This is a genomic window from Acinetobacter seifertii, assembly GCF_000368065.1.
In the GTDB taxonomy this organism is placed as follows: Bacteria; Pseudomonadota; Gammaproteobacteria; order Pseudomonadales; family Moraxellaceae; genus Acinetobacter; species Acinetobacter seifertii.
The window spans coordinates 2,240,878-2,260,939 of record NZ_KB851200.1; the positions used below are offsets into that span (position 1 = coordinate 2,240,878).

General features: G+C 38.8%; 20 protein-coding genes, 5 tRNA genes and 1 other RNA gene. 15 read left to right on the forward strand and 11 right to left on the reverse strand.

Annotated elements, in window-relative coordinates; genetic code table 11:
• Positions 1 to 50 precede the first annotated feature (50 nt).
• Positions 51 to 1,031: a LysR family transcriptional regulator gene (locus tag F985_RS18005; RefSeq protein ID WP_004703365.1), complete on the forward strand. Its 981-nt coding sequence runs from the start codon at positions 51 to 53 to the stop codon at positions 1,029 to 1,031.
• Positions 1,032 to 1,083: 52 nt separating this feature from the next.
• Here the strand turns inward: F985_RS18005 and F985_RS18010 are convergent, their stop codons facing one another.
• The 5 genes from F985_RS18010 to coaD form a co-directional block, all read right to left on the reverse strand.
• On the reverse strand, positions 1,084 to 2,268 hold the full coding sequence (locus tag F985_RS18010) for a porin (RefSeq protein ID WP_004703367.1): 1,185 nt from the start codon (positions 2,266 to 2,268) through the stop codon (positions 1,084 to 1,086).
• 148 nt (positions 2,269 to 2,416) lie between these two features.
• Positions 2,417 to 2,493, reverse strand: a tRNA-Met gene (locus F985_RS18015).
• A gap of 64 nt (positions 2,494 to 2,557) precedes the next feature.
• An RNA gene (gene rnpB, locus F985_RS19255) (RNase P RNA component class A) lies at positions 2,558 to 2,912 on the reverse strand.
• Positions 2,913 to 2,939: 27 nt separating this feature from the next.
• On the reverse strand, positions 2,940 to 3,203 hold the full coding sequence (locus tag F985_RS18020) for a YfhL family 4Fe-4S dicluster ferredoxin (protein ID WP_004703368.1): 264 nt from the start codon (positions 3,201 to 3,203) through the stop codon (positions 2,940 to 2,942).
• 1 nt (position 3,204) lies between these two features.
• Complete coding sequence (gene coaD, locus F985_RS18025; protein WP_004703369.1) at positions 3,205 to 3,696, reverse strand: pantetheine-phosphate adenylyltransferase; 492 nt, start codon at positions 3,694 to 3,696, stop codon at positions 3,205 to 3,207.
• Positions 3,697 to 3,831: 135 nt separating this feature from the next.
• Here coaD and smpB point away from each other — a divergent pair, with 135 nt between their 5' ends.
• Positions 3,832 to 4,308, forward strand: coding sequence for an SsrA-binding protein SmpB (smpB, locus tag F985_RS18030; protein ID WP_004641603.1), 477 nt, complete (start codon positions 3,832 to 3,834; stop codon positions 4,306 to 4,308).
• 50 nt (positions 4,309 to 4,358) lie between these two features.
• On the opposite strand, the gene F985_RS18035 is transcribed toward smpB, so the two are convergent.
• The 3 genes from F985_RS18035 to rluD form a co-directional block, all read right to left on the reverse strand.
• The gene (locus tag F985_RS18035) at positions 4,359 to 4,910 is read right to left on the reverse strand and encodes a flavodoxin family protein (protein WP_004703370.1); all 552 of its coding nucleotides are present in this window, start codon (positions 4,908 to 4,910) and stop codon (positions 4,359 to 4,361) included.
• 222 nt (positions 4,911 to 5,132) lie between these two features.
• Positions 5,133 to 5,870, reverse strand: coding sequence for a peptidoglycan editing factor PgeF (gene pgeF / locus F985_RS18040; protein ID WP_004703371.1), 738 nt, complete (start codon positions 5,868 to 5,870; stop codon positions 5,133 to 5,135).
• 11 nt (positions 5,871 to 5,881) lie between these two features.
• Positions 5,882 to 6,934 (reverse strand): 23S rRNA pseudouridine(1911/1915/1917) synthase RluD, encoded by a 1,053-nt coding sequence (gene rluD, locus F985_RS18045; protein ID WP_004703372.1) that lies wholly within the window; start codon positions 6,932 to 6,934, stop codon positions 5,882 to 5,884.
• Positions 6,935 to 7,005: 71 nt separating this feature from the next.
• On the opposite strand from rluD, the gene F985_RS18050 reads away from it, so the two are divergent.
• Complete coding sequence (locus F985_RS18050) at positions 7,006 to 8,124, forward strand: outer membrane protein assembly factor BamD (protein ID WP_004703373.1); 1,119 nt, start codon at positions 7,006 to 7,008, stop codon at positions 8,122 to 8,124.
• A gap of 158 nt (positions 8,125 to 8,282) precedes the next feature.
• Positions 8,283 to 10,148 (forward strand): DNA primase, encoded by a 1,866-nt coding sequence (locus tag F985_RS18055; protein ID WP_004703375.1) that lies wholly within the window; start codon positions 8,283 to 8,285, stop codon positions 10,146 to 10,148.
• On the opposite strand, the gene hemA is transcribed toward F985_RS18055, so the two are convergent.
• Positions 10,145 to 11,428, reverse strand: a complete 1,284-nt coding sequence (hemA, locus tag F985_RS18060) for a glutamyl-tRNA reductase (protein WP_004703377.1) — start codon at positions 11,426 to 11,428, stop codon at positions 10,145 to 10,147. The two genes, F985_RS18055 and hemA, sit on opposite strands and share 4 nt — an antisense overlap.
• Before the next feature lie 88 nt (positions 11,429 to 11,516).
• Here hemA and F985_RS18065 point away from each other — a divergent pair, with 88 nt between their 5' ends.
• The 11 genes from F985_RS18065 (at position 11,517) to panD (ending at position 17,589) form a co-directional block, all read left to right on the forward strand.
• Complete coding sequence (locus F985_RS18065; protein ID WP_004703378.1) at positions 11,517 to 13,226, forward strand: tetratricopeptide repeat protein; 1,710 nt, start codon at positions 11,517 to 11,519, stop codon at positions 13,224 to 13,226.
• 4 nt (positions 13,227 to 13,230) lie between these two features.
• Entirely contained in the window at positions 13,231 to 13,809 is a 579-nt protein-coding gene (lolB, locus tag F985_RS18070; RefSeq protein ID WP_004703379.1) for a lipoprotein insertase outer membrane protein LolB, read from the forward strand.
• 18 nt (positions 13,810 to 13,827) lie between these two features.
• Positions 13,828 to 14,661, forward strand: a complete 834-nt coding sequence (ispE, locus tag F985_RS18075; RefSeq protein ID WP_004703380.1) for a 4-(cytidine 5'-diphospho)-2-C-methyl-D-erythritol kinase — start codon at positions 13,828 to 13,830, stop codon at positions 14,659 to 14,661.
• Positions 14,660 to 14,734, forward strand: a tRNA-Gln gene (locus tag F985_RS18080). The genes ispE and F985_RS18080 overlap by 2 nt, the downstream gene beginning before the upstream one ends.
• A 26-nt stretch (positions 14,735 to 14,760) precedes the next feature.
• A tRNA-Gln gene (locus tag F985_RS18085) sits at positions 14,761 to 14,835 on the forward strand.
• Positions 14,836 to 14,853: 18 nt separating this feature from the next.
• A tRNA-Gln gene (locus F985_RS18090) sits at positions 14,854 to 14,928 on the forward strand.
• A 92-nt stretch (positions 14,929 to 15,020) separates the two neighbouring features.
• Positions 15,021 to 15,095: transfer RNA gene (locus tag F985_RS18095), tRNA-Gln, on the forward strand.
• Between the two features lie 36 nt (positions 15,096 to 15,131).
• Entirely contained in the window at positions 15,132 to 16,082 is a 951-nt protein-coding gene (locus F985_RS18100) for a ribose-phosphate pyrophosphokinase (RefSeq protein WP_004703381.1), read from the forward strand.
• 97 nt (positions 16,083 to 16,179) lie between these two features.
• Entirely contained in the window at positions 16,180 to 16,476 is a 297-nt protein-coding gene (rplY, locus tag F985_RS18105; protein WP_002050375.1) for a 50S ribosomal protein L25, read from the forward strand.
• A 20-nt stretch (positions 16,477 to 16,496) separates the two neighbouring features.
• Complete coding sequence (pth, locus tag F985_RS18110) at positions 16,497 to 17,078, forward strand: aminoacyl-tRNA hydrolase (protein WP_002050315.1); 582 nt, start codon at positions 16,497 to 16,499, stop codon at positions 17,076 to 17,078.
• Positions 17,079 to 17,208: 130 nt separating this feature from the next.
• Positions 17,209 to 17,589 carry an aspartate 1-decarboxylase gene (panD, locus tag F985_RS18115; protein ID WP_004703382.1) on the forward strand — a complete coding sequence of 127 codons (381 nt, stop codon included), beginning with the start codon at positions 17,209 to 17,211 and terminating at the stop codon, positions 17,587 to 17,589.
• Positions 17,590 to 17,642: 53 nt separating this feature from the next.
• Here the strand turns inward: panD and F985_RS18120 are convergent, their stop codons facing one another.
• Positions 17,643 to 18,203 (reverse strand): GDYXXLXY domain-containing protein, encoded by a 561-nt coding sequence (locus tag F985_RS18120; RefSeq protein ID WP_004703383.1) that lies wholly within the window; start codon positions 18,201 to 18,203, stop codon positions 17,643 to 17,645.
• A complete protein-coding gene (locus F985_RS18125; protein ID WP_004703385.1) occupies positions 18,203 to 19,984 on the reverse strand; it encodes a DUF2157 domain-containing protein in 1,782 nt (593 codons plus the stop codon). The genes F985_RS18120 and F985_RS18125 overlap by 1 nt, the downstream gene beginning before the upstream one ends.
• Positions 19,985 to 20,062: the final 78 nt, after the last annotated feature.

Genomic DNA, 20,062 nt, shown 5'->3' on the forward strand with positions numbered 1-20,062 from the left:
TTAAGCAAAAATGATCAATAACGGAACTATCACTCCAATGGACACGGATCGTGAATAATCTACCTAACCTATCGGATTTAAAGGTTTTTTGTACAGTCGCCAAACTCAAAAGTTTTGTCGAATCTGCTGAGGAACTCGGGACATCGCCAGCTTTTATTAGCAAGCGAATTAATATTTTAGAAAACACATTAAGCTGCAAACTTTTTCATCGCAGTACACGTCACGTTAGCTTGACGGAAGATGGCAAACTTATTCTTGAGAGAGTTTCAAATATTCTTGAAGAATTTGATGAAGTTTGTGAACTGGTCAATAACCCACTTAGTACACCTACGGGTCGTATGGATATTATTAGTAGCTTTGGTTTTGGCAGAAAACATATCGCACCTATTCTGTCTAAATTAATGATGCTTTATTCAAAGCTTCAAATACATTTTGACACCATCGACAATACCAAAGACCTGATTCAACACAGTATTGATTTAGACATCAGAATTGGTAATGAAATTGCGCCAAACATGATTGCGAAGAAGTTAGCTTCTAATTTTCGAATTTTATGTGCAGCGCCTAGTTATTTACTTAAACACGGCGTACCAGACAGTATTGAAGATTTGCAAACACATGATTGTTTAACGATTAGTGAGCGTGATCAATCATCTGTATTATGGAAATTTAGACATGCTTCTGAAGATGTCTCCGTGCATATCAAACCACGTTTTGTTTCTAATAACGGTGAAATTATTCATCAACTTGCTATAGAAGGTCACGGTATTATTTTCCGATCAATTTGGGATGTTGCAGACGAATTGATTACTGGCCAACTTCAGCATATTTTGCCTGAGTACTGGCAAGATGCAGACGTCTGGGCAGTTTATCCATCACGACTCAAAAGCTCATCTAAATTACAAACTTGCATTTTGTTTATTCAAAATGAATTACTTAATCGCTTGCAACATGTGCAAAACCTAAATCGTGGACAACTGATTTCACCAGCCGTCAAACGAGAACCGCCGCCTGAAAAAGTCTTTCTATAAAAAAAGCCCTAAGTGAGGCTATTCACTTAGGGCAATCGTTCGCTTTTAAATATTAGAAATAATATCCAATTGAAAGATAAAACATTTTATCCCAGTCATTACTGCTGCCTTGTGCAAGGCCATTTGCCCCACCTCCTACCATTGGATCATTTTTACTCATAATATATTCACCCTGAATACCAATGGCTTTGTAATTAAAATAAACCCCTGCAATTAAACGCTCAGAGTCTTTATAGCCATCCTCATCTTTGAAAAAGCGACTATGAGAAATATAAGGCTTAATGTTGGTAAGTTGATGAAATGGCTGAGCAAAGGTGTAATTAATTTCATTGACTAAATACTTACCTTTATTGGCGACTTGATATGGATAATCAAATGCACCAATGGTTGAACTATTTGGAAATAAATCATCCCCATTGGTCACATCTTGCTTGCCTGCCAAGAACATCCATTGCCATGCTTGATATTGGGTTTGAGCAAAAATATTCCATGATTTACGGTGTCCATCTATATTTGTTCTTTTATTTTCTAAATCAGAATACCAAGCTGACCCACCTAGCTCAGTCGAAAAATTTTGAGTCTTATCAATTTCAAATTTTCTAGATGCTCGGCCAATCCACATATTTTTTTCTTCAATATTGGTACCATTAGACAAATCGTCTGCCTCAACAAAATTACCACTGTAACGGCTTGAATCCTTTGACGTTCCCTTATAATTTCCTCCATCTGTTGGATAGAAACCTAAGGTCAAATTGTATTTGTCATCTGCAAATTTATATTTAATACCTAAATTATCAATATCTTCTAAACCAACGGTATTTAAAAGCGTCTCGTAATAACTACTTCCCCAAAATTCGCCAAAGCCAAAATCAACAGGCTGTAAACCTACCGTAATTCTTTGCTGGTCAGATAGCTTATAGCCTGCCCATGCTTTTTTTAGGAAAATTGCATCACATAGGCGATTATATTGGTAACAACGGGCATCTAGACCTGCAATCCAATCTGGATTTTCATAAGCCAAAACGAATTTAATATCTGTGAGTCGCCAGTCATCATTTTGAGAACCCTCATTCGTCCCAACCACATAGTCCTTATGTAAATAACGGGAACGTACCGCACCAGACACTTTAAACTGACCCGAATCTAAAGTTGGATCACCCCAGCTCAAATCAGCCGCAGAGACTTGTACACCCGCAGATAAACTCAAAATTCCTAAAAATAATAATGACCTTTTCATGTCTTCAACATCCTTGTTAAGTGTTATAAGAACATGAAGAAATTGGCTTGGACAAACAATGCCGGAACTATAAAGTCGGTCTTTACAAACTGTGTTTAATCAAAAAATGAGCATAAAAAAAGACCACGCAGGAGCGTGGTCTGTAAAATGGTGGCTATGACGAGACTTGAACTTGTGACCCCCGCATTATGAGTGCGGTGCTCTAACCAACTGAGCTACATAGCCGTAAACTGTGCGCGCATTATCTTAGCTTCTTTACCGCGCGTCAAGAAAAATTTTAAATAAAATGAGGTGAAGTGAGCCTATAAGCCGGGTTCTGTCGAGGATGGTCATTCCTCTAGGCGTACAATCACTCATACGCTCAAGCGACCTACCCGAATCCAGTACGGGCCGCACCTAGGATTCCTATTTGGTCTTGCTTCTGGTGGGGTTTGCCATGCCGTGAACTGTTACCAGACACGCGGTGCGCTCTTACCGCACCCTTTCACCCTTACCTCACGAATGAGGCGGTCTACTCTCTGCTGCACTTTCCGTCGGCTTTCACCGCCCAGGCGTTACCTGGCACCCTGCCCTATGAAGCCCGGACTTTCCTCTCCTGCTTCAGTCACGAAGACCTCCACAGCAGCGACCATCCAGCTCACTTCAGGGGCGCATATTAACAAATTTATTCACTAATTGCTTGTGCTTTTTTGAGCAATTAATCTTTTATATTTGTCTAATAGCTGTTCTTCCGTTTCCTCATGCTGCGGATCTTTAGGAATACAGTCTACTGGACAAAATAATTGACACTGTGGCTGGTCATGGTGACCAACGCACTCTGTACATAAATCTGGATGAATTTCATAAATCACTTCACCCATAAAAATAGCTTCATTTGGGCAAACTGGTTCACAAACATCACAGTTTATGCACTCATCGGTGATATATAACGACACTTTACCAACCTTGTTGATGTTTACGTTCAAAAGCTTCAACCACAGCTTGTGGAACAAACTTGGTTACATCACCTCTTAAGCGTGCAATTTCTCGAATCAACGTCGAAGAAATAAAAGAATACTGTTCAGAAGGTGTTAAGAACACTGCTTCAAAATGTGGGTCCAACTGGCGATTCATATTAGCCAATTGAAACTCATATTCAAAATCAGAAACTGCTCTTAAACCACGAAGTACCGCTGTAGCCTTTTGTTCTTTGAAAAAATTAACCAGTAAGCCATCAAAACCTACAAACTCAACATTTGATAGATGACCTAATGATGATTGTGCCAGTGCAACTCTCTCTTCTAGACTGAACAAAGGGTTCTTATGATGTCCAATTGCAATAGCTACTACGACCTCATCAAACATTCTTGATGCTCTAGTAACTAAATCAACGTGCCCATTTGTGATAGGGTCAAATGTTCCAGGATAAATTACACGCGTTTTAGACATCCGCTAGTACTCTAATTGTATTGTGCGCCTATTTTAGCAAAAGTTATACATGAGGCGAAATATTGATATGTGGGAAAAAACTTCACCTTGGCATCAGTTTACGGCACAATAGAGGTAATTGTGGAAGTTTGAATTATGGCGAAAGCAACAGTAGTAAAGAAACATAATGGCGGAACGATTGCACAAAACAAACGTGCCCGTCATGATTATTTTATCGAAGAAAAATTTGAAGCAGGCATGTCACTTCAAGGTTGGGAAGTGAAATCCTTACGTGCTGGGCGTATGACTTTGACAGAAAGTTATGTCATTTTCAAAAATGGCGAAGCATTTTTACTTGGCTCACAAATTCAGCCTTTATTATCGGCTTCGACCCATGTTGTTCCTGAAGCAACACGTACTCGTAAGTTATTGCTCTCTCGACGTCAGCTTGAACACCTCATGGGTGCAGTTAACCAAAAAGGTTACTCATGCGTTCCTTTGGCCTGTTACTGGAAAGGTCATTTAGTTAAGCTGGAAATTGCGCTTGTGAAAGGTAAACAGCTTCACGATAAACGTGCGACTGAAAAAGACCGTGACTGGCAGCGTGATAAAGCCCGTATATTTCATAAGTAATTTAGTAAAAAAGCCTCTTTTAGAGGCTTTTTTTATATCGCATGATTTACTTAATTTAATCTATATAAAAGACCAGCGATATATTCACCAAACCATTTAGCAGTATCTAAATCACCTTGTGGCGGGGTAATCTCAACAGGTGCATTATCTGACTGTGTCATTAAGCCCAAACAACTTGATAAACGGTTTAAATCAGTTTCAGTATGACCAGTTGTCATTAAAGGCAAACCAGACCAAAGCATGCCGTGCTGCATAGCAAAAATATTAAGCTGCTGCAAAACTGCCAGCTTATCACCACTCAAACCACCCGAATTTGCAAAACCAGCAGCCAACTTGCCTTGCCATAACCGATTTTTCCAGCGTTTGGATGTGCTATCCATAAACTTTTTAAAATCAGCAGTTACACTACCCATATAGGTTGGCGAGCCAAAAATAATTCCCTGTGAAGCGTCTAAAACATCCCAGTCAATGTGCTCAATATTCATCATATGTACTTTAACACCCATCACTTCCGCTCCAGCAGCAATAGCAGAAGCTACCTTTGCAGTGTGGCCATAAGGGCTGTGATAGACAATTGAGAGATGTTTTTCAGGCAAAGACATAAGTTTAATAATTTGAGCGATTTTTTGTATTTTAGCATTTTATTAAAACTTGCTAAACCACGATCTGTGAATATCAAAAATTAGCTTTTAAACGGATTATTTGAGTCAATATTAAAAATCCAAAAATAAAAAAATCTCCTATATTATTTAAACGTCTAAATAACATAAGAGATTGATATCACAACAATCACACTTCTTAAAGTGAATTTTGATTTTTATAAACTACATAAATACAAAAGTTGCCATACGACCCGTTTTAGCATCACGGCGGTAAGAGAAATACTCATCTTGCTGTTGATACGAGCACTGGTCTCCACCTAAAACTTGTTTCACGCCGAGTCTTTGCAAAATAAAGCGAGCAATCGCATATAAATCTGCATGAAATTTATCTGGTGCCGCTCCATCAACAAAAGCTGTTTCCAATTCAGGATACTTACTACAAAAAGCAGTTTTAACTTCCTTTCCAATTTCAAAGCAGGGTTGACTAATCGCAGCACCTAACCATGCCCAAGTTGGAGGATTTTGCATAGCAGTAACTGTATTTTCAATAATGCCACCTGCTAAGCCACGCCATCCTGCATGTAAGTTAGCGACCTCAGTGCCCTCTGCATTGCCAAGTACCACAGGTAAACAATCGGCGGTCATCATCATTAATGCATGGCCTTTGGTTTGAGTAACCAAGCCATCACCTATTAATGCCGTAAAGGGAATTTGTTCATTTACCGTATGACAAATTGTGCTATGTGTTTGGGTCATCCATGTCATTTTCTTAACGCCAAACTGAGCAAACTCATCTAAAAGCATCATTCGATGCTGCTGAACGCGTCCAGCATCATCTTTAACATGCAAAGCAAGATTAAAACCCGTTAATTCAGTTTGGTCCGTTGGCAATGCCAAAGGATGTTGAATACGCGTCTGCCCTACAAAAACACCTTGTGGTAAACCTTGAACAAATTCCATAATTCAGTTCCTTAGTAGGCTGCGTTTTCTGAACGTAACACATTTACTAACTGAGTAAAATCTTCAGGCCACGGCGCTTCAAATTGCATTTCTTCACCAGTACGCGGATGTTTTAAACCTAATTTAGCTGCATGTAATGCTTGACGTTTAAAACCACGTAAAGTTTCAATGAGTAATTCAGATGCACCAGCAGGCACACGTACACGGTTCATATAAACCTGATCACCAATCAAGCCATAACCAATGTAGCTAAAGTGCACACGAATCTGATGTGTTCGTCCTGTTTCTAGACGCGCTTGCACACGAGTGAAGTCTTTAAAACGTTCTTTTACATTGTAGTGAGTCACTGCATCGCGTCCGCCCGGTAAAATCGCCATTTTCACACGGTCTACCGGATGACGTTTAATCGGCTCATCAATCGTACCGCCAGCAATGATATTTCCATAAACAACTAAGTCATATAAACGGTAAACCGATTTATTTGCCAACTGCTTACTTAAAGAAAATTGGGCTTCTAGCGTTTTCGCAACAACCAATAAACCACTCGTATCTTTATCAATACGATGTACTAAACCAGCACGTGAAAGCTCTGCCAGTTTTGGGAAATGGTAAAGCAATGCATTCACTAATGTTCCTGAACTATTACCCGCTCCAGGATGTACTACCATACCGACTGGTTTATTAATAACTAAAATATCTTCATCTTCATAAACAATATCAAGTGGGATATTTTCAGGCTGACTGGTCGTCTGTGCTTCTAACTCAACATTTAAAGTTAGGGTTTCAATGCCCTCACAACGATATTTAGGTTTTACGATGTTACCATTTACCAACAGATGACCTTCCTTCATCCATTGTTTCAGTTTTTCGCGGGAGAACTCACTCCACACCATAGCTGCAACTTGGTCGATACGTTGCCCTAAGTAGCTTTCATCCAACTGAACTTGCAACGATAAACGTGTTGCAGTTGTATCAGAAGTATGGTTATCTGCATCCTCAGAATCTTCAAGTAAATTGAAGTCAGTTTCAGAGAAGTTTGTGTTTGAAGATTGTGCTGAAGTCATTTGATCATTGAGATAAAAGTGGTTTAATAGCGCAATTGTAGCTCATTGCCCAACATAACAGAGGAGTTTTTATGTCGCTACCACGTTATAAAATTACGATGCTTGCCCTATCTTTAGGTTTAGCGTCTGCATTTGTGGGCTGTAGCAGCAATCCAAGTAAAAAAGAAGTGGTCGATACTGGGCCTCAATCTAGTGAACAAGCGTATTTTGACAAAGCTCAAAAATCTCTTGATCGTGGGCAATATCTTGACGCTGCTAAATCTTTAGAAGCGATTGATACCTATTATCCAACTGGACAATACGCACAACAAGCACAACTTGAACTTCTCTATTCAAAATTTAAACAAAAAGATTATGAAGGCGCGATTGCTTTAGCTGAACGCTTTATTCGTTTAAATCCTCAACATCCAAATGTAGATTATGCTTACTACGTTCGTGGCGTATCTAACATGGAACTGAACTATGATAGCTTGTTGCGTTACACATCTTTGCAACAATCTCATCGTGACATCAGTTATTTAAAAGTTGCTTATCAAAACTTCGTTGACCTGATTCGCCGCTTCCCAAGCAGCCAATATTCTGTCGATGCAGCACAGCGTATGAAGTTTATTGGTCAAGAGCTTGCTGAAAGTGAAATGAATACTGCTCGCTTTAACGTTAAACGTAAAGCATGGGTTGCAGCGGCTGAGCGTTCGCAATGGGTAATTGAACACTACCCACAAACACCTCAAGTGCCAGAAGCCCTAGCAACTTTGGCATATAGCTATGACCAACTGGGTGATAAAGCAACTTCACAACAATACATCGAAGTTCTAAAACTTAACTATCCTAGCCTTGTTAATAAAAATGGCACGGTAAATATGCGCGCTGCGCGTAAAGAAGGCAACTGGATTAACCGTGCTACCTTGGGTATTCTTGGTCGCGAATCTAAATCTGTAGCGGCAGAAACAGCTACTCCAGTTGAACCAAAACGCAGTCTACTTAACCGTGTAAGCTTTGGCTTAATGGGGAGTTCAGGTAAAGAAGAAACTCAAGAAACAACTCAAGCACCAGTTGAGCCTCCAAAAACTGAACGCAGTTGGACTAACCGTTTAAGCTTCGGTTTACTTGATAAACCAGAAAAAGCAGCAGAAGGTGCAACAACTGCACCAGCAGCATCTTCGACTGAAGCTGGCGACGCTGCTCAATAAGCAATAACAGCTTAAAAATAACCAACAAACAGGCAAGTGATATGACTTGCCTGTTTGTTTTTATAAAATAGTAAAATATTTATCGGGCATATCTCGTTTCATCATGTCAGAATAATCTGACCTATCGCATCATTAGTTTAAACACGGTTATCTGAATTATGGCAATTCCACAGCATACGATTGATCAGATTCTAGATCGCACAGATATTGTCGATCTGATCGGTCAACGTGTGAAATTGAAAAAGACCGGACGAACATATTCTGGTTGTTGCCCTTTTCATCAAGAGAAAACTCCATCATTCCATGTTTATCGCGATAAACAGTACTATCACTGTTTCGGCTGCCAAGCAAACGGTAATGCCATTCGCTTCTTAATGGATATTGATAACCGAAACTTTATCGATGTGATGAAGGAGTTATCGAGTAATGCGGGTATCGAATTACCCAAAGACAATACTGATAATAAAAAACTGTCTTATACACGCCAAGTTACCAAGCCACCAGTTCCAGCAAAAGCAGTTGTAGAACCAAATACTCAAGCACCTATAGATGATCAATACAATACGCTTGAACCAGTATATTTTGATGATCCTTTTGCACAGTTCGAACAGCCATTTAGTTTTGATGAACCTGTACAAGAAGGTAATTTATACGACCTTTTGGAAAATGTTGCTCAATTTTACGAGCACCAACTACCTACAAGTCAAAAAGCGAAGAAATACTTTAAGCAGCGTGGTTTAACTGATCAGACTATTCAGTTTTGGCGTTTAGGTTATGCTCCTGAAGATTGGCAGCATTTAGAAAAAGCTTTTCCTTACGATATTGAAGGTCTAAAGCAACTCGGACTCATCCGTTCAAGTGATAATGGCCGTGACTTTGACCTTTTACGTGATCGCGTTATTTTTCCAATTCGAGACCCGAAAGGTCGTGTCGTTGGATTTGGTGGTCGTGCGCTCAATGATGAAATTAAACCCAAATACATTAACTCACCAGATTCAGAAGTTTTCCATAAAAACCAACTGCTTTATGGTCTATATGAAGGTCGAAAATTAAAATCTAATGACTGGTTAATGGTAGAAGGATATATGGATGTCATTGCATTACAGCAATATGGCATCACGGGTGCTGTCGCGACTTTAGGAACGGCGAGTAATACAGAACATCTTAATATTTTATTTAAACAAAATAATAGAATTACGATTGCCTTTGATGGTGATGCTGCTGGTCAAAAAGCAGCACGTCGAACTTTAGAAATTGCATTACCATTACTCAACGACGGTCGTGAGCTTAAATTCTTTGTACTGCCTAATGATCACGATCCAGACTCTCTAATCCGACGTGAAGGGCTCGAAAACTTCCAAAAGCTATTAGATCAAGCTCCCCTGCTCTCTGACTTTGTTTTCGCTCATCTTACTGGTCAGCATAATATCAGTACGCCTGAAGGTAAGAGTCTTGTCATGGGTGAGTTAAGAGAACTCACCGAATTATTACCAAAACAAGGATCTTTCCGTTACCTATTAACACAATCTTTCCGTGAAAAATTAGGTTTAGGCAAGCGCTTTACCCCACAAGTTAGTCATGATGCATCGTTGTCATTTAATATCCAAACAAAAGATGAAGACTTTGCTGTTGCAATTTTGATGCACCACCCTTTCCTTTATATTCATTTTGAAGGATTACGTGCCTATATTCCGCAAGATGAATTATTAGCTAAAATATTAGCCATTTTAAACCGTATATTTGATGAATTGCCTGATGACCAAGAGCTAGCGACGTATTATGTTTTAGGTGCATGTAGCACTTATTGCCATGAAGTTGCAGATATTATGCAAAGAACCAATATTCAGGCATTAACTCAGGCACCTGAAGTAGCAGATAAACTTGCTAAAGAATATGCATTGGGTTTACAAGAAAGATATTTACGTCAAAAACTGAAATCTAAAATTTCATTAGTTGAGTCAAGAAACTTAAGACAACAACTCAATGAGCTCACCAAACAAATTAGCTTAAGACTGCTCTCTTAGTTTTTAGGCTTTCGCTCATGGTCAAATACATCCTGTAAATGCTGTTGTAACCACTCAAAGTAATCAGGACTTTCTGCTTTAGCAGCTTCACGTAACAACATAGAGGTTGGATGCATTAACTTTTGTGTCAAGCGGTAAGCAAATTCTTTGAGCACTTGTTCTGGATTGACACCATTGTGCAAAGTATTCAAGGCATGAGTAAGCTCTTGCTGACTAATTTCCTCACTGTGTTGACGATAAGCATGGATTGTACCTCCCGCTTCTTTGACTTTTTGATGCGTAATCAATTGAGTTGCTAATTGATTCACCATGACTTCAGCTTCAACAGCCGCCTGACGACGTTGAGCCAAGTTTTCATCAATTACGCTTTGTAAGTCATCAACTCCGTATAAATAGACTCCATCAAGTGACTCAACTTTAGGGTCAATATCACGCGGTACTGCTAAATCCACCATCAACATTTGCTGATAACGACGTTTTTTCAATGCACTTTTGACATCCGCATAAGCAATCACTTGATGCAAACTGCCTGTACAACTTGAAACAACATCAGCACGATATAGATTTTCTGATAAAGCTGAAAAATCAATAATCTCAACTTCAACTTGATGTGTAATTTCTTGTGCTAACTGGTCAGCACGTTCACGACTGCGATTACAAATAATAATCTTGGCAACACCCATTTCTGCTAAGTGCTTGGCCACCAGACTATTCATTTCGCCTGCCGCAACCACCATCACTGTGAGCTTTTCAGGTTTACTAAAGACTTGTAAAGCTAATTGTGCAACCGCATAACCCATTGAAACTGCATGACTACCTACAGCCGTTTCTGACCGAACACGTTTAGCTGCGTAGAAAGCATATTCAAACACGCTATTTAATTCAGGAGAAACCGTCTGCGCTTCTTTAGACAATGCTAGAGCACTTTTCACCTGCCCTAAAATTTGTGGCTCACCCAACATGAGGGAATCTAAACCACTTGCGACACGCATTAAATGTGTGATGGCTTGAGCATTTTCGTAACGATAAACATGATGAATTAAATGCTTTACATCAATATTATTGGCGTCGGCTAACCATTTCAGAAGGCTTTCGGCATCTTCCGCCATGGCGTAGACTTCTGTACGGTTACAGGTCGAGACAACCACTAAGTCTTTTAAAGACTCGTGATAACGTTGCTCGGCAAGCAAATTACTTAATCGCTCTGCATTGAAAGCAATTTGCTCGCGGAGTTCTACAGAAGCTGTTTGATGGTTGACACCCAATGCAAAGAAAGACATATCAGATCATCATTTCGCTAAATTTATGCTATTGTGCAACATCGGTGTCATAAAAAGCATTACTTTGGATCAATAAAAATTGCGTCAAATGAATAGCCGTATTAATTTTAACGGTGCTTCGATAAGACAGTATTCTACCACATTCTTATTGTTAGGTAGCATGTCCTCATATGTCTATGCACGTCCGTTGCAAGAGACCTATACAGTGCATTCATTTGATCAGGCTCTACAACAGAGTATGGTCGCAGAGTTTGCTTTAGCTTACGACGATATTCCTACAGCACTGCACAACTACACTGTGCTTGCGATTAGAAGCAACTCAACAACTATTAAACAGCGTGCACTAGATGTCGCTCTTGAATATAACGATCTACAAGCCGCATTAAATGTTGCAACACATTGGGTGGTTCAAGAACCCAAAGATGTTCCTGCTTTATTTTATTTATCGCATATTGCATTAAAAACACATGAATACCAGCTTGCTGCCGAAACTTTAGATAAGATTTTAAAAATTGATCCAACTGCCGATCTTGAACAAATTCTGGCGAGTATTGCACCCGAAAATGCACAAGACCGAGATGTTTTATTAACGGCTTTACGTTCAAGTGCAGAAAAGGAAAATCCTTCTATTTTAGCGCTTATTGCTAATCTAGAAGCACAAAATGGTCAATTAGAACCTGCTCTAAATACCATTAACCGTGCGCTACGCCGTCGTCCAAAAGTAACCAGCTTTATCTTGATGAAAGCGAACCTATTGATTGCTCTAAATGATCAAGAAGGTGCTTTAAAATGGTATGCAAAATCAAGCCGTAAATATAAGAAAAATCTAGATATTCGCTTAGCTGAGGTCCGTTATCTCATTCAGATTAATCAGCCTCAACTTGCTCTTGAAAAATTAGAAAAAATTATTGAGAGTAATCCTCGGGCTGAAGAAGCATTATTTATTGCAGGTCTAACCAGTATTGACCTCAAGCAATATGATAAAGCTGAACAATATTTAGTTGATTTACGCAACTCTGCAAAATATCAAAACGAAGCATATTACTACTTAGCTATTAATGCTGAGCGAAAACAGCACTATGAAACTGCCAAAGCTTATTACCGTTTAGTTGATGGTAGCCTTTACATTGTTTCAAGACGAAATCTAATTGCGATCTATGATAAACAAGAAAATTTACATGATGCATTACGGTTTTTAACTCAAGAACGAGTTAATTATCCACAGCATGCAAGCTTTCTCTATCAGGCACAAGCCGAAATTTTAAAGAAAATGGGCAATAAAAAAGCTGCATTAAATTTATTAGATGAAGCAATCAAAAACTTACCGGATGATCCTGAACTCATCTATGCAGAAGTTTTATTATTAGACCCTTATACCGACCGCGATAAACTTGATAAAACACTTAAGCAATTATTACAGTTAGAACCAAATAGTCCGACCTATCTGAATGCTTATGCATATACGCTGGCTTTACAAAACCGTAGATTAAAAGAAGCACGACAATATGCTGAACAAGCATTGGAATATGCACCAGAACAAGCTTCGATTTTGGATACACTGGGCTATATCGCATTTTTACAAAATGATTATGAGGGCGCAGCGGAAGCTTTAGGCAAAGCTTACGAGCTTAGTCATAACATAAGTATTGGGATTCGTTACGCTAAGGCACTGTATATGCAAGGATCATTAACTGAATTTAGTACTGTGTTACAACAACTGAAACAAAAGCACGCGAATGATCCACAATTACACCAGCTTGATGCGTTAATTTTACCTACATCAGCAAAAAAGAGTTAAATATATGAGCAAATTTGCCCAACTGTGCACAGCGATCTGTGGATCAAGTGTGTTATTTTTAACCGGTTGTCAGCATTTTACTCAGCCCAAACCCGCAATTTCCCACCAAGTGCAAGATGAAAAACATTTCAACTTACAAGGTAAAATTGGAGTACGCACCCCACAGCAAAGTGGTAGTGCATTCTTCACATGGGTTCAGCAGCAAGATAATTTTGATATCGAATTAAGTGGCATTTTAGGTGTCGGAAAGACACAAATTCAGGGTAAACCAGGTGAAGTTACTTTAAACAGTGCTAAAACTGGCGTGATTACAGCCACATCATCTGAAGAACTTTTAGAACGTGCTACAGGTTGGCAAGCACCCATTACTCATTTAACCAGTTGGATTTTAGCAAAGCCAGCAACTTTAAATGCCCAAATTAGCAAAGATAATGCAAATCGTGTGAGCCAAATCATCGAAGATGGTTGGACAGTCAATTTTAGTTATGATGGCGAACAAACTTTGCCAAATAAACTGGTTTTGAAGCAGGCACTTGCTGAAGATAAAGAAAACCGTATTACAATGGTCATCCAAAACCGTTAAATCTAATTATTTAAATCTATGATTCGAGTTCCCTCTCCAGCTAAGCTCAACCTGTTTTTACATATCACAGGACGTCGTGAAAATGGTTACCATGAATTACAAACCATTTTCCAACTCATTGATTTATATGACTGGATGACTTTTTCTCTTATTGATAAAGATGAAATCCAGATTGAGGGTTTAGGAGAGGTCCAACTTGAACAAAATCTGATTTATAAAGCTGCTCAAATACTTAAACCGCATGCAAAAAAACTCTCTGGTCTACACATCAAAATTGAGAAAAATATTCCAATGGGCGCAGGTTTAGGCGGAGGTTCCTCTAATGCAGCTACAACCCTCATTGTTTTAAATCAATTATGGCAATGTGGACTAAGTCAGGATGAACTTGCTGACTATGGCGTAAAGCTCGGTGCCGATGTTCCTATTTTTATTTATGGTAAAAATGCATGGGCTGAAGGCATAGGTGAACATTTATCATTCATAGACTTAGATCAAAAACAGTTCATTATTTTAAAACCTGATTGTTTTATCAGCACTCAATTGCTTTTTTCACAAAAAACATTGACAAGAGACTCTAAGACCACTAAATTTTGCGCCTATCAGTTAGAACCTTCTAATTTTGGAAATAACTTTGAGCCTTTGGCTAGAAAGTTATACCCTGAAGTTGAAGAAGCAATGCAATATCTTGATCAGTTTGGTCAAGCAAAGCTTACAGGTACAGGTGCTTGTGTTTTTACTGAAGTAACAAATGAAATGAATATTGATGACATTCTTAAGCATTCACCATGTAAAGCTTATGTGGTAAATAGTTTAAAAGAATCTCCTCTTAATCATTTTAAGGTTACAAGTTAGGGGCGTCGCCAAGTGGTAAGGCACCGGGTTTTGATCTCGGCATCCGTTGGTTCGAATCCAGCCGCCCCTGCCAATTTCACCTGTAATGATGATTATATTAGGGGCGTCGCCAAGTGGTAAGGCACCGGGTTTTGATCTCGGCATCCGTTGGTTCGAATCCAGCCGCCCCTGCCATTATATATCATCAAATTTAGGGGCGTCGCCAAGTGGTAAGGCACCGGGTTTTGATCTCGGCATCCGTTGGTTCGAATCCAGCCGCCCCTGCCATTCTTCTTATTTTAAAGACAGACTTAATTGCCTTGCTTTTTGTTGATTATCCTTGACATTGCATTGCAAAAATATTAAAGTTCTGCCGCATTAGGGGCGTCGCCAAGTGGTAAGGCACCGGGTTTTGATCTCGGCATCCGTTGGTTCGAATCCAGCCGCCCCTGCCATCTACTTCATTACATACCAACCGCCAAGGGTGCTTCATGCCCAATCTTGTCGTTTTTAGTGGAAATGCTCATCCACAGTTCGCTCAAAAAGTCGTAAGTCACTTACATATCCCTCTAGGTGCTGCATCAGTCGGTCACTTTTCTGATGGAGAAATTTCAGTAGAAATTACTGAAAATGTTCGTGGTAAAGACGTATTTATCGTTCAGCCTACTTGTGCCCCTACCAATGATAACCTTATGGAAATCTTGGTTATGGCAGATGCTTTGCGTCGTGCAAGTGCTGGTCGTATTACCGCTGTTATCCCTTATTTTGGTTATGCTCGCCAAGACCGTCGTCCACGTTCTGCACGTGTGCCGATTACAGCTAAAGTTGTTGCAGACATGCTTACCACTGTTGGTATTGATCGTGTCGTAATGATTGACTTACATGCTGACCAAATCCAAGGTTTCTTCGATATTCCAGTCGACAACATCTATGGTACTCCTGCTTTGCTTGCTGACTTACGTCAACAACAGCATGATAACCTTATGGTGGTTTCTCCTGACGTTGGTGGTGTAGTACGTGCTCGTGCTGTTGCCAAACAGATGGGTGATATCGATTTAGCAATCATCGACAAACGTCGTCAAAAAGCCAATGAGTCGCAAGTTATGCACTTGATTGGTGACGTAAAAAATCGTGATTGCGTTATTGTAGATGACATGGTTGATACTGCTGGTACATTGTGTAAAGCAGCTGATGCGCTTAAACAATTTGGTGCACGTCGTGTTGTTGCTTATGCAACTCACCCTGTACTTTCAGGTAAAGCAATTGAGAACTTACGTAACTCAGTCATTGATGAGTTAGTTGTAACTGACACAATTCCTCTTTCTGAAGAAGCATTGAACTTAGGTAAAATTCGCCAAGTTTCTGTTGCTAGCATGGTTGCTGAAACGATTCGTCGTATTAATAACGAAGAATCTATCAGCGCGATGTTCGATAGTTTATAATATTGCAGCTTTTCTTAACCCTGGCTTTGGCTGGGGTTTTCTATCACTAAACTGGTCGCAAGTTTAGTTTATTTAATCTTTAATGAGGATTTATCTCATGGCAAACTTCGTATTCAACGCTCAAGCGCGTGCTGAAGACAAACAAGGGAAAGGTGCGAGCCGCCGCCTTCGTCGCGAATCTTTAGTTCCAGCTATCATCTACGGCGGTAACGCTGAGCCTGTAAGTGTAACTTTAGAACTTCGTGAGCTTGTAAAAGCTTTAGAAAGCAATGCTTTCTTTGAAGAAGTTGTAGAAATCAAAGTGGGCGACAAAGTTGAAAACGTTAAAATCCAAGCGTTACAACGTCACCCATCTAAAAACACTCCTATGCACGCTGACTTCAAACGCGCATAAGTGTTTAAAGGCGTAAATTAGTGTCAAATATTTCGCTAATTGTTGGTTTGGGCAATCCTGGTTCAGAATATGCCCAAACCCGCCATAATGCAGGTTTTTGGTTCGTTGAACAGCTTGCAGATAAATATGGCATTACATTAAAAAATGATCCAAAATTTCACGGAATCAGTGGTCGTGGTAATATAGAGGGGCATGATGTTCGCTTACTTCTACCAACGACGTATATGAACCGTTCCGGTCAAAGTGTTGTTCCTTTCTCAAAATTCTATCAAATTGCTCCTGAAGCAATTCTGATTGCTCATGATGAACTTGATATGAATCCTGGTGTAATTCGTCTTAAAACAGGCGGTGGGCACGGTGGTCATAACGGTTTACGTGATATTGTCCCACATATTGGTCCAAACTTTCATCGTTTACGAATTGGTATTGGACATCCAGGTTCAAAAGAAAGAGTTTCTGGGCATGTACTTGGAAAAGCGCCAAGCAGTGAACAAAGCTTAATGGACGGAGCAATTGATCATGCTCTCTCTAAAGTGAAGTTACTTGTTCAAGGACAGGTATCACAAGCTATGAACCAAATTAATGCGTATAAACCAGCTTAAATTGTTGAACAATCAAGCTTGCTATCTTGCTTTTTTAGGAGCAAAATGCGCATCAGCCACCTTGCCAGAACGGCAAAGGCAAAAGATTTCACTATAAGATCTTCTTAGGTCTACTCAGGAGACGCTAGCCATGCTATCTCGTTTATTAAAATGCAAAATTCACCGTGCAGTTGTAACCCATGCTGAACTTCACTATGAAGGTTCTTGTGCAATTGATGGCGTATTGATGGATTTAGCTGGTATTCGTGAATACGAAGAAATCCACGTTTGGAACGTAACTAATGGCAAGCGCTTCACAACTTACGCGATCCGTGGTGAAGACAACTCTGGCATTATTTCAGTAAACGGTGGTGCTGCTCACCAAGCAGATGTTGGTGATTTAGTTATTATTGCTACGTTTGGTGACTTCACAGAAGCTGAAGCAAATGCTCACAAACCACGTTTGGTCTATGCAAATCCAAATAATACAGTCAACCACACAGCGAACTGCATTCCTGTACAAGTTGCCTAATTAAAGATTAAAAAAACAAGAAAGCCTGTAATACGGGCTTTTTTTTATAGTGTCTATAAACTCTTAAACGCACCCTTCCACCAACTTTGCTGCTGCTTACAATTTAAAGATTGTAGCTCTTCTCCTCGCAAATCAAACAGAATTGCCTCACCCTTTATATTTACCTTAAATTCAGCGTATTTTGCTTTTTCATAGCAATGAGCTAGACCTTCGGCAAATAAGAAGCTTCTAGAAGCTGGGTACAAAGCCTGCAAACGATTTTCAGGATTTTTTAAAATTAAGCTTTGCCCAGCAGATGAATTATTAGTGTATAAAATTGTACGAATTACTCGATTTTGTGAATCTAAAATAACTTTTGCTGGAATATTGGCATGATTAAAAATCACTTGATCTAAAGCATCACCTTCGCTTCCTGATGGTGATTTAAGAGATTGTAAATTTAATTCATACGCCAGCGCCATGTAGTCGCCTTGTAAAATAGAGCGAGGGTCAACTGGCTTAAGCTTAATAAAAATACTTTTACTCTGATGTAGATGCCATTCATTTTTCGCAATCAAACCCGTAAAAACTAATACAGTGACTATTGCAAGAATAAGAGAGAAATACTTTTTCATTAATTTTCTCCCTCAACAAAGTTGTTCTTAGCTTCTTGTAAGAGCAACCCATATAAAGCCAACAATATAATTCCTGACACCAAGATTGATGCACTTTTAGCTAGAAAACTTAATTGCAAACTGTAATAAAGTTGCCAAAACACAAAGGCGAATACAAAGAGCGTAACACCATAAACAATGCGATCTTTAGTTTTTAAGGCCCATGTCAAAATTACAAATAGAATGAACACTTCAAAATAGCCAAGTGCAATAAGCAATATTCCAAAAAAGAGAAAAGCAAAAAAAGTTATAGTTTGAAGCTGCCTATATAGATAGAAAAAACTAAATAACAATAACCATAGACTTGGTAAGACATAGAAAAACCAAAATGGTTGATCAACTGAATTAATCAATTCAAGCCCTATAAAATTATCAAAGAATGAGCTCACCAACACAACGGCCAGCACACTTAAGAAAATACTCCGCTCATACGATACAATTGCTTTACTCCCTATCAGCAGTACTAAGCTAAAGATCAAATAGTTAAGTAAATTTAAATTAAAATAAGTTTGAACAGAGTTTACTGACCATATTGAATGGTCTAGTTGCAATAGATAGAAAAATGCTATTCCATAAGTTGCGAGCATTTGAATTAAAATAAAGAACCAATGAGGCTTAAGAAAATAACTAATACATAGAATAAAAATTTGGGCAATCAACACCCATAAAATTTGATTTGTTTCAGATCCAAGATGGAATAAAAAAGCAGTTTGGCCACTAATAAATAAACAATATGCAAATTGCCGAATGAAATAATTTTGAGATTTTGTTAGTAAAGTTATAGCTATAGCAACAAAGATGATGCCAATAATTAAAGAAATAGTCTCCCAAAATACGAGTGTAAATGCTGCAAGTGCTAAACCAGCAAGCCAAGCACCAATTGCTAAAGGAATGACATAAAAACGGCTTTGGCGAAAAATTCTTATTAAGAAATAACTAATAAGTGCAAACCAAGTAAAAATAATACCCGCAATCAGTAAAAAAATGAACTCATTAGAATCTTTAAATAAATGATTAATCCCATCTACAAGCCATATTGTTGCAGTCACGCCAAGAACAGCAGCCATTAAACTGGCACATAATTGATCATTTTTTTTGAAGAAATAATAAAAAGCGATTATTCCTAAAAAGAAAGCCGAGATCAGATAAGGAATATTTGTATTCGATAAGTATTGAATCATTCCAATGATTGAAATGACAGTAAACCAAGCGATAAAAACAAAACGTAATGCACGATACTTCTTTATACAGATCCAAAACTCGATAAGGCTTAATAAATTTAGAGTGAATAGATATAAATAAGGAAATTTTTCTGCCCAAAAAGTCTGTCGAAAAAATAAAAAAAGTGTAAGTTGGCTGGTAATGCAAACTAAAGTAAAAATACCAATATTGGGTCGATATAACCAAGGTAATAAAAGCAAAGTCCAAATCAAGAACAATAAATAACTGTCTGCACCTGTTTGATAAACTTGTCCTATTACAGCCAAACTCAAACCGACCATCAAACCACAAATACCATGTAAGGTCTGCCGAACTCCCTCGCTTAAGGTATCTGTTACGCTCACCCAAGCGGTGACAAGTAATATAACAGGTGGAATGCTGAGTTGAATGCTATCAGGAAGCATCAACCAGTTAGCAGCAATCAAATACAGAATACTTACCGCCATAAATAGATAACTAAAAATATGGAGATGCTGAATAAATAAAGTATTCCTAAAGGGATAATAGTCTCTAATCTGCATAAAAAAACCTGTTTTATTTATAATTTTCTATAAAAAACATAGCATTCACTTTTAAAACCAACAAGTAAGCTCTTGTTA

Coding starts and splice junctions, on each gene's coding strand:
- F985_RS18010 (WP_004703367.1), bottom strand. CDS start 2,268: ATGAAAAGGTCATTATTATTTTTAGGAATTTTGAGTTTATCTGCGGGT.
- coaD (WP_004703369.1), bottom strand. CDS start 3,696: ATGTCTAAAACGCGTGTAATTTATCCTGGAACATTTGACCCTATCACA.
- smpB (WP_004641603.1), top strand. CDS start 3,832: ATGGCGAAAGCAACAGTAGTAAAGAAACATAATGGCGGAACGATTGCA.
- F985_RS18035 (WP_004703370.1), bottom strand. CDS start 4,910: ATGTCTTTGCCTGAAAAACATCTCTCAATTGTCTATCACAGCCCTTAT.
- pgeF (WP_004703371.1), bottom strand. CDS start 5,870: ATGGAATTTGTTCAAGGTTTACCACAAGGTGTTTTTGTAGGGCAGACG.
- rluD (WP_004703372.1), bottom strand. CDS start 6,934: ATGACTTCAGCACAATCTTCAAACACAAACTTCTCTGAAACTGACTTC.
- F985_RS18050 (WP_004703373.1), top strand. CDS start 7,006: ATGTCGCTACCACGTTATAAAATTACGATGCTTGCCCTATCTTTAGGT.
- F985_RS18055 (WP_004703375.1), top strand. CDS start 8,283: ATGGCAATTCCACAGCATACGATTGATCAGATTCTAGATCGCACAGAT.
- hemA (WP_004703377.1), bottom strand. CDS start 11,428: ATGTCTTTCTTTGCATTGGGTGTCAACCATCAAACAGCTTCTGTAGAA.
- F985_RS18065 (WP_004703378.1), top strand. CDS start 11,517: ATGAATAGCCGTATTAATTTTAACGGTGCTTCGATAAGACAGTATTCT.
- lolB (WP_004703379.1), top strand. CDS start 13,231: ATGAGCAAATTTGCCCAACTGTGCACAGCGATCTGTGGATCAAGTGTG.
- ispE (WP_004703380.1), top strand. CDS start 13,828: ATGATTCGAGTTCCCTCTCCAGCTAAGCTCAACCTGTTTTTACATATC.
- F985_RS18100 (WP_004703381.1), top strand. CDS start 15,132: ATGCCCAATCTTGTCGTTTTTAGTGGAAATGCTCATCCACAGTTCGCT.
- rplY (WP_002050375.1), top strand. CDS start 16,180: ATGGCAAACTTCGTATTCAACGCTCAAGCGCGTGCTGAAGACAAACAA.
- panD (WP_004703382.1), top strand. CDS start 17,209: ATGCTATCTCGTTTATTAAAATGCAAAATTCACCGTGCAGTTGTAACC.
- F985_RS18120 (WP_004703383.1), bottom strand. CDS start 18,203: ATGAAAAAGTATTTCTCTCTTATTCTTGCAATAGTCACTGTATTAGTT.
- F985_RS18125 (WP_004703385.1), bottom strand. CDS start 19,984: ATGCAGATTAGAGACTATTATCCCTTTAGGAATACTTTATTTATTCAG.